Raw genomic sequence first — 13,119 nt, forward strand, 5'->3', positions numbered from 1 at the left:
CCTTTCCCTCAGAGGTTTTTTCTATATTAAAAAACTTTTGCATCTTAAATTATCTCGATAAAGCAGGAGGATTCTGAAGATTTCCTGATTTATTTTTTTTATCCTTTACATACTGATCCGCTTTGGGATCTTTCTTTAATACTATTTTCTGGGCATCATCTGCAATACCGCTCATCTCTTCCTTCACCACATAATATTTGAAGCTTTCCACAAAATCCTGAGATTTTACATTATGTGTTTTCAGGATATATCTTGTTCCTGCCTCCAGGTTCGTGTTGGGATACATGAAAGTTGCCTGATCGTTAATGGAAAGATCAGCCAGAATTTCTGCCATCTGATCTTTCGGGATCAGATTTTTAGGCTTATCGATGTAGTCTCCGCATGAAAACAGACACATCAGAACGAAAATGAAGATCAGTTTTTTCATAATCTGTTGATGATGGATTTCCATTTTAAATTTAAAACTCCAAAAACCGCTTCATGAATGATACCGCCATTCATTTTGCTTTCTCCCAGAATTCTGTTGGTAAAAATAATAGGAACTTCTACAATTTTAGATCCTTTTTTAAAAGCTCTGAATTTCATTTCGATCTGAAATCCATATCCTTTTAATTTTACGTTATCCAAACCGATTTCTTCCAGAACCTTTCTTGAAAAACAGACAAAGCCTGCCGTAGTATCATGAATCGGAAGTCCCAAAACAAAACGAACATATTTTGAAGCAAAATAAGACAGTAAAACTCTTCCCATAGGCCAGTTTACCACATTTACTCCTTTGGAATAACGGGAACCGATTGCCATGTCTGCTTTTAAACAGGCTTCATACAGCTTAGGCAGATCATTCGGGTTGTGCGAAAAATCGGCATCCATTTCAAAAATATAATCATACTTATTTTCGATCGCCCATTTGAAACCATGAATGTATGCTTTTCCCAAACCATCTTTCACCTTTCGTACCGACAGATGAAGATAATGAGGATAATTCTTCTGCAACTCCTTCACCAAGTCCGCCGTTCCATCAGGAGACGAGTCATCCACTACCAAGATATGAAAGTCGTCTTCCAATGCAAAAACTGCGGAAATAATATTTTCAATATTTTCCTTTTCGTTGTAAGTCGGAATTATGACCAGTTTTTTCATTTCAGTTTGCAAAGATAGTTTATTTAACCTTTTTATTTTATACAAAATAATCTATAATTTTGCAAAAAAATTCCGTTGCCGTTATCACAAACATTTATAAATCATGTAAGAATACCTGAACATAACGATTGGGTAATCTTTATATTGCTGGGCTGTATCTTTTTATACCTTTTTATGATGAACGTCGTAGAAAGAGAAGCCAACCTGAAAGATTTTCTGCTTCAAAAATATTTTGATGCCAGTAACAACCTTCCGAGCTGGGTAATCACTTCCTGTGTTATTACACTTACGCTTTCGGTTTTAATTTCGCAGTATATTCCTGTTGTTCCTAAATTTGTTGCCGATCTTCAGATTTTGGGGTATCAGCTTAATAAATTTGGTTTTTGTTTAATTGCGGTCATATTTTTTTATGCAATAAAATCAAGTTTAGGATTTTTATTTTTCCAAAGCATTGGCGACGGAAAGAAATGGACTGTTTTTTATTTTACCTCTACAAAATTTTATTTTGTCCTGTCTTTTTTGTTAATAATTTTATGTGTAACCCACTATTATTTCCCGATCGACAGAAATAAAATGTTTTTATATTACATTTTCTTTTTCTCTTTTGTATTCATTTTCAAGGTGTTTTTCTATTTATTTCACAAGAACAACATCTTACCTGAGAAATGGTATTATAAATTTTTGTATATTTGCACGCTCCAAATCGCACCCATTTTGTTGCTTTGGAAACTATTGTTTTTTTAATAACTGTCAATGATGAGAATAAAGTCTATATTGGTTTCTCAACCAGCGCCAAGTGAGTCGTCTCCGTACCTGGAAATTGCAAAGAAGGAAAAAATAAAGATTGATTTCCGCCCTTTCATCCACGTCGAAGGAGTTGACAATAAAGAGCTTAGAACACAAAAGATCGATCTTACACAATATACCGGAATTATTTTCACGAGTAAAAATGCGATCGACCATTACTTCAGATTAGCTGAAGAGCTTCGTTTTTCGGTTCCTGATACGATGAGATACATCTGCCAGTCGGAAGCCATTGCGAATTATCTTCAAAAGCATATTGTGTACAGAAAAAGAAAGATCAGCTTCGGGGAAAAGAATTTCTCGGATCTTCTTCCGCTGTTTAAAAAATTCCCGAGCGAAAAATATCTTTTGCCATCATCAGATGTTTTAAGTCCGGATATTACCAAAACAATGGAAGCTTCTAATGTAGACTGGAAAAGAGCAATCATGTACAGAACCGTTTGCAGCGATCTTACAGACATCAATGTAAAGGATTATGATATGCTGATCTTCTTCAGTCCGCAGGGAATAAAGTCTTTACAGCAGAATTTTCCGGATTTCAAGCAGGAAGAAACAAAAATCGGCGTTTTCGGTGCAACTACTTCAGCAGCAGCAGAAGAAGCAGGGCTAACAGTAGATTTAATGGCTCCTACAAAGGAAACTCCGTCCATGACCATGGCATTGGAAAAGTATATTAAAGCATTACATAAATAAGTTTTTAATATAAAATATAAAGCAACCGTCTTTTCTTACCGGAAAGATGGTTTTTTTTTAACTAAATTTGAACAAGAATTAATATTGAATGGAAGCTCCAAAGGCAAAAAAAATAGAAAAAATACTTGAAACACACGGTGATAAAAGGTTAGACCCCTATTTCTGGCTCAACGAAAGAGAAAATCCGGAAGTGATACAATATCTTGAAGAGGAAAATGCATATGCAGATTTCATCATGAAAGATACAGAGTCTTTTCAGGAAGAACTTTTTGAGGAAATGAAAGCCCGTTATAAAAAAGACGACGAGTCTTTACCTTATTTCTTTAACGAATACTGGTATATCGTTCGTTATGAAGAGGGAAAAGAATATCCTATTTTCTGCAGAAAATACCAAAGTCTCGAAAACGAAGAAGAAATTATTCTGGACGTTAATATTTTGGCAGAAGGTGAAAATTATTTTGAAGTAGGAAGTGTTGCTGTTTCTCCAAACAACCAATTGGCTTCATTTTCAACGGACAATGTGAGCCGAAGAATTTATACTATTAAATTTAAAAATTTACAGACTGGTGAGACACTTCCTGATGAAATTGAAAACACCACAGGAAAAGCAGTCTGGGCAAATGATAACGAGCATATTTTCTACATCAGAAAAGATGAAAGTTTAAGAGCTTTTCAGGTGTACAGACATAAACTGGGAACAGATTCTTCGGATGATGTGCTGATTTTCCATGAAAAAGATGATACATTCGACGTAAATGTTTTCAAAACCAAATCTCTGGAATATATTTTTATTGCCAGTTCGAGTACCATTTCGGATGAGCACAGATTTATTCCTTCGGATGATGTTTTCGCAGACTGGACGATTATTCAGCCCAGAATAGATGATCTGGAATACTCGGTTGAGCATTATGAAGACGAATTCTACATTATTACCAACGCAGACGATGCTTTCAATTTTAAAATTGTAAAGACAAAGATCGAGAACTGCGGAATGGAGAACTGGGTGGATGTAATTCCTCACCGTCCGGAAGTTTTACTGGAAGGTTTTGAGATCTTTAAAAACTATCTGGTTCTTGAAGAAAGAGAAGAAGGTCTTTTACAGATCAAGATTATTGACGAGAAAACGCAGGAATCACATTATCTGCCGTTTTCAGATCCTACTTATACCGCTTACATCGGAGTAAATCTGGAATTTGATACGGAAGTTCTCCGCTACGGCTACACTTCTCTTACACAGCCAAGTTCCACCTACGAATATAATATGAAGGAAAAAACCACAAAGCTTCTGAAACAACAGGAAGTTTTGGGCGGAAAATTCTTTGCCGAAAATTATATTTCCGAGAGAATCTGGGCAGATTCCAGAGACGGAGAAGCAAAAGTTCCTATTTCTCTGGTTTACCATAAAGACACCCCAAAATCTGCGGATACGCCTTTACTTTTATATGGTTATGGAAGTTACGGACACACTGTTGATGCAAGTTTTTCGAATGTAAGGCTTTCTATTTTAGACAGAGGTTTCATTTATGCGATTGCCCACATCCGGGGTGGAGAATATCTGGGAAGAGAATGGTATGAAGACGGAAAAATGCTGTTCAAGAAAAATACATTTTTCGATTTTATTGATGCCGGAAAATTTTTAATTAAAGAAAATTATACTTCCTCGAAACATTTATACGCAATGGGCGGAAGCGCAGGAGGACTATTGGTGGGAGCCGTGATGAATTACGAACCTTCCCTGTTTAACGGAATTGTAGCACAGGTTCCTTTTGTGGACGTTGTAACGACTATGCTGGACGAAACCATCCCTTTAACAACCGGAGAATACGACGAATGGGGAAATCCGAATGACGAAGAATATTATCATTACATGAAAGAATATTCGCCGTATGACAACGTGGAAGTTAAAGATTATCCAAATCTTTTGATTACCACAGGATTACACGATTCTCAGGTACAATACTGGGAACCTGCAAAATGGACGGCAAAACTGCGGGAACTGAAAACGGATAACAATATCCTGATTTTCAAAACAGACATGAGCGCAGGACACGGCGGAGCGAGCGGAAGATTTGAATCTCTGAAAGAAGATGCTTTGGAATATGCTTTCCTGGTAAAACTGGAATGTAAAATATAGGGATTATGTTTATTTTCCCGAAAAAATAGAATAAACAATAAAAAGAATTGATATATAATGAACGAAGCGGAACTATGGCAAAAAATAGAGCAATTCTTTATTGAAAATTTCGATACGGAAAAAAATGCTCCGATAGAAACCTACCTTTTTCTGATCGGACTTCAGGAACTGGGAAGTGGACAGCAAAAATATACAAAAGATGATAAGGTAAATTTAATCCACATTGCAGTGTGCAGATTACTGGAACCTTTCGGATATTATAAATTTTCGCATTACGATGACGAAGGATATCCACACTTTGATAAACTGGAAGATCTTCCGGAACTGAAACCGAACGAACAGCAGCTTTTAATGAAAAAAGCAATTATTCAGTATTTTCAGGATGAAGAAATACTTTAGAAATAAAAAAGGGAGAGTAAATTTTTACTTTCCTTTTTTATTTTATACATAGTGTTTATTATAACAAAAATTAAAAATTTATAAAAAAACGTTAAATAACGCCTTTTTAAGAAAAATTACACAATTTATTGGCGCGTTTTTTGTTTATCAAGTCATAAAATAATTAATTTTAACACTCATTATTTCAAAAACGATTAAAATAAAGTAAATGAATAATAAGTTCATCCCAATAATTTCTGTGTTTATGACGATCTCTTTGATTGTATTCGTTACACTCCAGTTTTATTGGCTGAAAAATTATTACGGAGCACTGGAACAGGAGTTTTCCAACAAAGTGTATTCCGCATTGGAAAGTACTTCTAAAAATATGGAGGAAATCGAAGTAGACAAATATTTAAATATAGATAATAAGGATTTCAGAAACAATATTTTAGCAAACAGCGATCAGCCTACTTTAACCACGATTCAGCAGGTAGAAGATTCCGGAACGCAGAGACAGATTATTTACTCTAAAAATATTATTGAAAAAAGTCAGCTTCCGATTTCCAAACAGGGAGATTCAATCAAGCTTACAAAATTGTATTCTGACGAAGCTGCTTATAAAATAAAAAGAGACACCACGAAACGCGAAATCCTTACCGCAGACATTAATCAGGATCTGGAAAACGGAGATTATGCGATGAAAGAATATGCGAAGATTATAGGAAATAATTTACCGATCAGCAAAAGAGTTGACGCTAAAATCTTAGATTCTGTTATTTCCAAAGAATTAAAAATCAGAGGAATAAGCGCGAAATTCGGGTACGGAATTATTGATAAGAATAATAATCTTACCAAAGTTTTTAATAAAGATTATAAAGAGAAAAAAGACAACAATACGTATAGTTATCCGCTTTTTACTGATCAGAAAGAAAGAACACTTTACAGTCTGGCTCTGGTTTTTCCAAAGAAAGATTACTCTTTAGCCATGAACAACTGGCCTATGCTTTTGGGAACTTTTCTTTCGCTTCTTACCATTTTGGGAATTTATATTATTTCCATTAATTATATGATGAGGCAGAAAAAACTGGCGGAAGTGAAAACAGATTTCATCAACAATATGTCTCACGAGTTCAAAACTCCTCTGGCAACGATTTCTGTAGCAACAGACTCTTTGGCGAATGATAAGATTGCAACCAATCCGGAAAAGGTAAAATACTATTCGGAACTGATTAAGCAGGAAAATCTGAGGATGAAAAAGCAGGTGGAAAATGTTCTGAATATGTCTAAACTTGAGCGTAATGAAGTGAAATTATTCCTAAAGGAAACCAACGTAAGAGAACTGATCAGAAGAACGGCAGAATCTTTCAGTCTTATTGTAAAGCAGAGAAACGGTACGCTGAGAGAGGAATTTAATGCAACGAATTATAATTTTAAAATTGATGAATTTCACATCTCGAATATGTTGGTAAACCTTTTGGACAATGCCAACAAATATTCGCCGGAAACGCCGGAAATCTCTATTAAAACAAGAAATGAAGGACATTTTTATGTAATAGAAGTTTCAGATAAAGGAATGGGGATGGAAACCCAGAATAAAACGAAAATTTTCGAAAAATTCTTCAGGGAAGAAACCGGAAATATTCATAATGTAAAAGGACAGGGTTTAGGACTGTCTTATGTAAAAAAGATTGTGGAACTCCATAAGGGACAGATTATTGTAGATTCTCAAAAAGGAAAAGGAAGTACATTTACAATAAAGCTTCCGATGGCATAGATAAAATTTTTATCCAATAAACAAATATTAGAAAAGAGGAGAATGACTTGTTCATTCAAAATTATTAACGATTAATAGTTACAACTATGAGCAACAGAATATTATTAGTAGAAGACGACCAGAGTTTTGGGGCAGTGCTGAAGGATTATTTAACGATAAATAACTTCGAAGTTACTCTTGCTACAGACGGAGAACAGGGGTTGAAAGAATTTACGGAAAACGAATTCGATATCTGTATTTTCGACGTGATGATGCCTAAAAAAGACGGTTTTTCATTAGCAGAAGACGTAAAAAAAATAGATAAAAATACACCGATCATTTTCTTAACTGCAAGAAATATGAGAGAAGATATCTTGAAAGGATATCAGTTGGGAGCAGATGATTATATTACAAAACCATTTGATACCGAGCTTCTTTTATATAAAATTAAAGCCATTCTTCAGAGAAGTTCCACCTTGGAAAATGAAGAGCAGGAACAGTTTAAAATCAGCAATATTTTCTTTGATTCTATGTTGAGACAGTTGAGAGTCGGCGACAACGAATACAAGCTTTCTCCAAAAGAAAACGAATTGCTTAAACTTCTTTGCATCCACAGAAACGATTTCATGCCGAGAGATTTAGCATTGAGAAAAATCTGGAAAAAAGAAAACTATTTTACGGCAAGAAGTATGGACGTTTATATTGCTAAGCTTCGTAAACTTCTAAAAGACGACGAAGGACTGGAAATCATCAACGTACACGGAGAAGGATTCAGACTTTTAGTTAAGAATTAATTCTAAAAAACGACTATTATTATAAAATTAGCAAAGCATTTAAAAATGTTTTGCTAATTTTGTTTTATATGAAAACTACATTGTTGGGCATACTTGCCATTTCTATATTTACGGTATCGTGTAAAAAGGATGAGAGAGCTACTTATCTTAAAGAAGAAGCCGGAGTTCCGCAGGCTCCTGTAGCGGTTAATCAGGCTCCTAAAGCTTCTATTTTGGATCAGGCGGGAATTAAAACAACAACAGGATCAGGAACGTCAACCGTTACTTCTCCGGGAATGAATCCTCCACACGGTCAACCCGGTCATAGATGCGATATTCCGGTAGGACAGCCATTAAATTCTGCTCCTGCACAACCTCAACAGGGAACTCAGAATGTTGCGGTAAATGCTCCGCAGGGACAGACCATTCAGATTGATCCGAATTCTCTGAAACCCGGAAAATTTGCCGTAGACCAAAGCGGAAAAGCAAAAACCGTAAAAACTCCGAAAGGGATGAATCCGCCTCACGGAGAACCGGGACACCGATGCGATATTCCGGTAGGAGAACCTTTGAACAGCAAACCGGCTCCGGTTCAGCAGCCTGTACAGCAAAATATGGCACAAAACGCTCCGGCTCCGACACCTGCTCCAACAGGTCCGAAACCGGCAGTAAATCCTCCTCATGGAGAACCTTGGCATGACTGTGCGAAGAAAGTGGGAGAGCCTTTATAAGAAATTTTGTACTTTTGTGTTATGAAATTATTTCAGATAATAACTGTTATTTTCTGCCTGGGAATCTTTCTGATTCCTAAAGATAATTTCTATGCACAGAATATGCTGGAAAACTGTTGCAAAAAAGATTCTGAAATGAGATGCTGTAAAAAAGAGCATTCTCAAAATTCCGAAAATAATCATCACAAAAAAGAGGAGAAATCAAATTGTAACGACGATTGCTGTTCAACCTGTTTAGCCTGTTATACTTTTATAGAAACTCCTTTTTCAAAGAGTTTACAGTTAGAATATTCATATTACAAATCGAATAAAAATTCACAGTTCGAATATTCGGATCCTTATCTTTCAAGCCGTTTAAAAGAAATCTGGCAGCCGCCGAAAATAGCTTAATTAAAAGTGAAATACAACATCAGTTTACAAGCATAACAATGATTGCTTGTGTTATCTGATTATTACATGGCTATATTCAAGCTTGAGTTAATTTAAATTTTAAACAAAATGAAATTATATATTTCCAGGATTATTCTTGGTGTATTCTTAGTATCCGTACAATTTATTTTTGCCCAGAATCTTTCTAAAAACCAGTTCAAAGTAAAAGGAAACTGTGAAATGTGCAAAGAAAGAATCGAAAATACGGCTAAGAAAACAGGTGCAAAAACAGCAGTCTATTCAATTGATTCACAGACATTAACTATTGAAACAGACAACAATGCTTCTTCTTATGAAATCTTAAAAAAAGTCGCCGAAGCAGGTCATGACAATGAAAAATTCAAAGCCTCTGCTGAAACGTATGAAGCTCTTCCGGAATGCTGTCATTACACCAGAGACTTACAGCCACAAACCATTGAAAATCATGAAAATCATGCTAAAAAAGAAAATGAATTTTATGTAAAAGGCAATTGCGAATCCTGCAAAGCAAGAATTGAAAAAGCCGCAAAAGATGCAGGAGCAGATTCCGCAGAATGGAATGCCGAAAGACAAATTGTAACGCTGAATTTTGATCCGAATAAAACATCATCAGACAAAATTTTGAAGAAAATTGCGGAAGTTGGGCATGATAACGAGAAGTATAAATCCAGCGACAATACGTATAAAAATCTGCCTTCATGCTGTCTTTACGATAGAGAAATTCCTTTTGGAGAAACAAATCCGAAAGTTCATGCGGAAGAAGGAAATCCTTCAGAAAACACAGATCACGCTGATCATCATGAAGCGGGTGAAAATCACGGCAGTCATGAGAAAAATATTGAAGGCGTTACAGTAACCGGATCAAAAGCGGCAACGTCTTTAAATAAAAAAGAAGCAGGACTTATTTTTAATATTGATAAAAAAGAACTCCTGAAAGCAGCCTGCTGTAATTTGTCTGAGAGTTTTGAAACCAATGCAACCGTTGATGTTTCTTTCAGCAATGCGGTTACAGGAACAAAGCAACTGAAAATGTTAGGTTTAGACCAAAAATATACGAGCTTAACAAAAGAGTTACTGCCCGAAATCCGCGGATTGGCTTCCGCTTACGGGCTGAGTTTCATTCCCGGAAGATGGATTGAAAGCATTCAGCTTACCAAAGGCGGAAGTACCGTAACGAACGGTTATGAAAGCATTACAGGACAAATAAATACAGAACTTCTGAAAAATGCAGAAAAGACGGAAACTTCACTGAATTTATTTTCAGATTTTAACGGAAGAGCAGAAGCGAATATCACCAGTGTTTCGCCCATCAATGAACAATGGTCACAGACATTTTTGCTGCACGGAAACGGAACTTTCGGAGATACCGATATGAATGATGACGGATTTCTGGACAGACCAAAAGGGACACAGTTAAACGCAGCTTATTTACTGAATTACAATGACCTGCAAAAGTCAGGTTTCGGTTCACATTTTGGAATTAATTTCATCAAAGACGAAAGAACTTCGGGACAGACCGGGTTTGATAAAAAAGTTTCGCAGGAAAAACAACCGTTGTACGGAGTTGGAATTGATATCTCAAGATTTCAGGTTTGGAATAAAACAGGCTATGTTTTTAAAGGAAAACCTTACCAAAGTCTGGGCTGGATGAACCAGTACACTTTTCATCAGCAGGACAGCTTTTTTGGACTGAGAAATTATTCCGGAAAACAGCAGACGTATTATTCCAATTTAATTTTTGAAAGTATTTTGGGAAATACCAATCATAAATACAAAGCCGGAGCGAGTTTTATGTATGACGGATATGACGAAAACTATTTAACCTCAGCCATCAAAAGAAACGAGATTGTTCCGGGAGCTTTTGCAGAATATACTTTAACGGGTTTAAAATACACTTTGGTTGCGGGAGCGAGAGTGGACTTTCATAATCTTGCCGGAACGCAGTTCACTCCGAGACTGAATTTTAAGTATGATTTTACACCGCAGACGATTTTGAGGCTTTCCGCAGGAAGAGGGTTCAGAACGGCAAACATTTTTGCCGAAAGTCAGCAGTATTTCGCATCTAACCGATCCATTCAGGTTTTACAGAACGGAGGAAATATTTATGGTTTAAGACCTGAAATTGCATGGAATTACGGAGCGAGTTTACAGCAGGAATTCAAACTTTTCGGAAGAAAATCTACCATTGTTGCAGATTTTTTCAGAACAGATTTTCAGGATCAGGTGATGGTGGATCTGGACCGGTCTCCTCAACAATTGACTTTCTATAATCTTGACGGAAAGTCTTTCGCAAATTCTTTCCAGACTCAGTGGGATTTCATTCCCTTCAAAAATTTTGAAGTGAGACTGGCTTACAAATATTATGATGTTCAGGCAGATTATCTGGATGGAAGACGTGAAGTTCCTTTCATGGCAAAACACAGAGGTTTTGTAAATCTTGCCTACTCTACCAACAAAAACACTAAAGGCGGATTCTGGAGTTTCGACACCACACTGAATGCAGTTGGAAAACAGAGACTTCCCAATACTTCATCGAATTCTGCGGAATTTCAGCTTCCTTCCTATTCCGAATCCTATGTGGTTTTAAATGCACAGATTTCAAGGAATTTCAATAAGAAAATCAGGGCGTATTTAGGAGGAGAAAATTTAACTTCTTATTATCAGAAAAATGCCATTGTTGATGTTAAAAATCCTTTCGGAAATTATTTTGACGGCGGAATGGTATATGCTCCGATCATGAAAGCTAATTTTTATGTGGGAGTGGATGTTACTTTTTAAGTTTGAGAGTTTGAGGATTTGAGCGTTAGTGAGTTAGCGAGTTTGAGTTGTAAGCTGAAAACCAGAATTAATATTATTTGCACCTAGTTTAAACCATTAAGATTTCTGTTAAGGAGTTTAGAATATTAAGAGGAACTTACCTTTTTAGTTTTATACTTATTGAAAGTAATTTGTTTTTCTAAACTAAACTTAACCTCTTAAATTCTTTTAATGGTTCAGAAATCAGCAATTAAGTTTATATTATTAAGCATGATTTCAATAATTAATAGGGTTGGAATCATGCTTTTTTGTACATTTATAGGAAAGCAAAAGGATGTCGCAAACACTTATCTTTGAAGACCAGTACAAGAAACTGGGATTCGAAACTTTTTCCAAAAACAATCTGCACGATTTTAAAGACAACAAATACAAATCTGAAATTAAAATTTTCTATATTCCTGCGGGATATGACTTGTCTGTGGATTTCAGACATTATAAAACAGAAAATCCTGCTTTATTTTTTCTGACGAATCAGCATCTGCAAATTGAAAAAGGAAGCAACGAATCGCATCTGATCTATTATAACCGCGATTTTTACTGCATTCAGATTCATGATAAGGAAGTCGCCTGCGACGGACTGCTTATTCATAACGTGTTTGAAATTCCTCTTGTTGAACTGGATGCCGAGGAAAATTCTGCAATTCAACATTTATTTCAAAATATCAGAAACGAACTGGAATGGAAAGACTCTTCCGCAGAAGAAATGATCCAAACCTACGTTAAACAAATCATCATCCGCGCCACCAGAAAATGGAAAAAGCAGAATCTCAATAATGATGAAATAAAAATTCCGGCACACGAACTGGACATCTTTCGGGATTTCAGCCGTTTGCTTGAACTTCATTTCCGGGAAAAACATAATGTGGCTGATTATGCAGAACTGCTTCATATTTCTCCAAAGACACTCACGCATAAATTCAAGAATTTAAATCTGGAATCTCCTAACCAGTTTATCATCAGCAGAATTTTACTGGAAGCCAAAAGGCTTTTATTTTATACCGATAAACCGGTGAAAGAAATCGCTTACGATCTCGGCTATGAAGATCCGGCTTATTTCAACCGTCTTTTCACGCAAAAAATCGGAAGTACCCCTGCAAATTTCAAAAAAAATTACAATTCGGGAAAAAAGTACAATAGTTAGTTCTTTTTGTGTATTTATCTGGAACGAAATCTGCAATACCTTTGTCACATCAAAATAACAATATTAAAACAAAAACATTATGAGACGTAACGCAACAGCCGTTTGGAACGGAACTATTAAAGAAGGAAAAGGACATCTTACGACACAAAGCACCACTTTAAACCAGACTCAGTATTCTTTTAACAGCCGATTTGAAGACGGAGTGGGAACAAATCCTGAAGAATTACTGGCAGCGGCTCACGCAGGTTGTTTCACCATGAAACTAAGTGCAGAACTTTCTCAGGCAGGCTTTACTCCGGAAGAATTAACGACAAAATCTGTTATTACTTTGGATCCGAGCGCAG

Annotated in this window: 13 protein-coding genes; 11 read left to right on the forward strand and 2 right to left on the reverse strand. The window is 36.0% G+C overall.

Annotation, left to right across the window (positions count from 1 at the left end):
- Positions 1-49 precede the first annotated feature (49 nt).
- Entirely contained in the window at positions 50-427 is a 378-nt protein-coding gene (locus WFK35_RS13685) for a DUF4296 domain-containing protein (protein WP_214588196.1), read from the reverse strand.
- Positions 424-1,140 carry a polyprenol monophosphomannose synthase gene (locus tag WFK35_RS13690; RefSeq protein ID WP_214588195.1) on the reverse strand — a complete coding sequence of 239 codons (717 nt, stop codon included), beginning with the start codon at positions 1,138-1,140 and terminating at the stop codon, positions 424-426. The genes WFK35_RS13685 and WFK35_RS13690 overlap by 4 nt, the downstream gene beginning before the upstream one ends.
- Before the next feature lie 75 nt (positions 1,141-1,215).
- On the opposite strand from WFK35_RS13690, the gene WFK35_RS13695 reads away from it, so the two are divergent.
- The 11 genes from WFK35_RS13695 to WFK35_RS13745 all read left to right on the forward strand — a co-directional run.
- Positions 1,216-1,884: a DUF4271 domain-containing protein gene (locus tag WFK35_RS13695; protein ID WP_336733040.1), complete on the forward strand. Its 669-nt coding sequence runs from the start codon at positions 1,216-1,218 to the stop codon at positions 1,882-1,884.
- Positions 1,885-1,896: 12 nt separating this feature from the next.
- On the forward strand, positions 1,897-2,637 hold the full coding sequence (locus WFK35_RS13700) for a uroporphyrinogen-III synthase (RefSeq protein WP_108411599.1): 741 nt from the start codon (positions 1,897-1,899) through the stop codon (positions 2,635-2,637).
- Positions 2,638-2,725: 88 nt separating this feature from the next.
- On the forward strand, positions 2,726-4,771 hold the full coding sequence (locus WFK35_RS13705; protein ID WP_336733041.1) for a S9 family peptidase: 2,046 nt from the start codon (positions 2,726-2,728) through the stop codon (positions 4,769-4,771).
- 57 nt (positions 4,772-4,828) lie between these two features.
- Complete coding sequence (locus WFK35_RS13710; protein ID WP_336733042.1) at positions 4,829-5,170, forward strand: hypothetical protein; 342 nt, start codon at positions 4,829-4,831, stop codon at positions 5,168-5,170.
- A 208-nt stretch (positions 5,171-5,378) separates the two neighbouring features.
- Positions 5,379-6,926 carry a sensor histidine kinase gene (locus tag WFK35_RS13715; RefSeq protein WP_214588191.1) on the forward strand — a complete coding sequence of 516 codons (1,548 nt, stop codon included), beginning with the start codon at positions 5,379-5,381 and terminating at the stop codon, positions 6,924-6,926.
- Positions 6,927-7,012: 86 nt separating this feature from the next.
- On the forward strand, positions 7,013-7,699 hold the full coding sequence (locus WFK35_RS13720; RefSeq protein WP_027380477.1) for a response regulator transcription factor: 687 nt from the start codon (positions 7,013-7,015) through the stop codon (positions 7,697-7,699).
- A gap of 68 nt (positions 7,700-7,767) precedes the next feature.
- Positions 7,768-8,409, forward strand: coding sequence for a hypothetical protein (locus WFK35_RS13725; RefSeq protein WP_336733043.1), 642 nt, complete (start codon positions 7,768-7,770; stop codon positions 8,407-8,409).
- Between the two features lie 21 nt (positions 8,410-8,430).
- A complete protein-coding gene (locus tag WFK35_RS13730; RefSeq protein ID WP_336733044.1) occupies positions 8,431-8,799 on the forward strand; it encodes a hypothetical protein in 369 nt (122 codons plus the stop codon).
- Positions 8,800-8,907: 108 nt separating this feature from the next.
- The gene (locus WFK35_RS13735) at positions 8,908-11,595 is read left to right on the forward strand and encodes a TonB-dependent receptor domain-containing protein (protein ID WP_336733045.1); all 2,688 of its coding nucleotides are present in this window, start codon (positions 8,908-8,910) and stop codon (positions 11,593-11,595) included.
- A gap of 313 nt (positions 11,596-11,908) precedes the next feature.
- Entirely contained in the window at positions 11,909-12,775 is an 867-nt protein-coding gene (locus WFK35_RS13740; protein ID WP_336733046.1) for a helix-turn-helix domain-containing protein, read from the forward strand.
- Between the two features lie 79 nt (positions 12,776-12,854).
- The coding region (locus tag WFK35_RS13745; RefSeq protein WP_336733047.1) for an OsmC family peroxiredoxin at positions 12,855-13,119 on the forward strand (265 nt) is incomplete at its 3' end.

The organism is Chryseobacterium sp. VD8 (assembly GCF_037149975.1).
Taxonomy (GTDB): Bacteria; Bacteroidota; Bacteroidia; order Flavobacteriales; family Weeksellaceae; genus Chryseobacterium; species Chryseobacterium indicum.

What these genes read in the sequence shown, in the direction of transcription:
- WFK35_RS13685 (WP_214588196.1), bottom strand. Translation starts at nt 427, where the DNA reads ATGAAAAAACTGATCTTCATTTTCGTTCTGATGTGTCTGTTTTCATGC.
- WFK35_RS13690 (WP_214588195.1), bottom strand. Translation starts at nt 1,140, where the DNA reads ATGAAAAAACTGGTCATAATTCCGACTTACAACGAAAAGGAAAATATT.
- WFK35_RS13700 (WP_108411599.1), top strand. Translation starts at nt 1,897, where the DNA reads ATGAGAATAAAGTCTATATTGGTTTCTCAACCAGCGCCAAGTGAGTCG.
- WFK35_RS13705 (WP_336733041.1), top strand. Translation starts at nt 2,726, where the DNA reads ATGGAAGCTCCAAAGGCAAAAAAAATAGAAAAAATACTTGAAACACAC.
- WFK35_RS13710 (WP_336733042.1), top strand. Translation starts at nt 4,829, where the DNA reads ATGAACGAAGCGGAACTATGGCAAAAAATAGAGCAATTCTTTATTGAA.
- WFK35_RS13715 (WP_214588191.1), top strand. Translation starts at nt 5,379, where the DNA reads ATGAATAATAAGTTCATCCCAATAATTTCTGTGTTTATGACGATCTCT.
- WFK35_RS13720 (WP_027380477.1), top strand. Translation starts at nt 7,013, where the DNA reads ATGAGCAACAGAATATTATTAGTAGAAGACGACCAGAGTTTTGGGGCA.
- WFK35_RS13725 (WP_336733043.1), top strand. Translation starts at nt 7,768, where the DNA reads ATGAAAACTACATTGTTGGGCATACTTGCCATTTCTATATTTACGGTA.
- WFK35_RS13730 (WP_336733044.1), top strand. Translation starts at nt 8,431, where the DNA reads ATGAAATTATTTCAGATAATAACTGTTATTTTCTGCCTGGGAATCTTT.
- WFK35_RS13735 (WP_336733045.1), top strand. Translation starts at nt 8,908, where the DNA reads ATGAAATTATATATTTCCAGGATTATTCTTGGTGTATTCTTAGTATCC.
- WFK35_RS13740 (WP_336733046.1), top strand. Translation starts at nt 11,909, where the DNA reads ATGTCGCAAACACTTATCTTTGAAGACCAGTACAAGAAACTGGGATTC.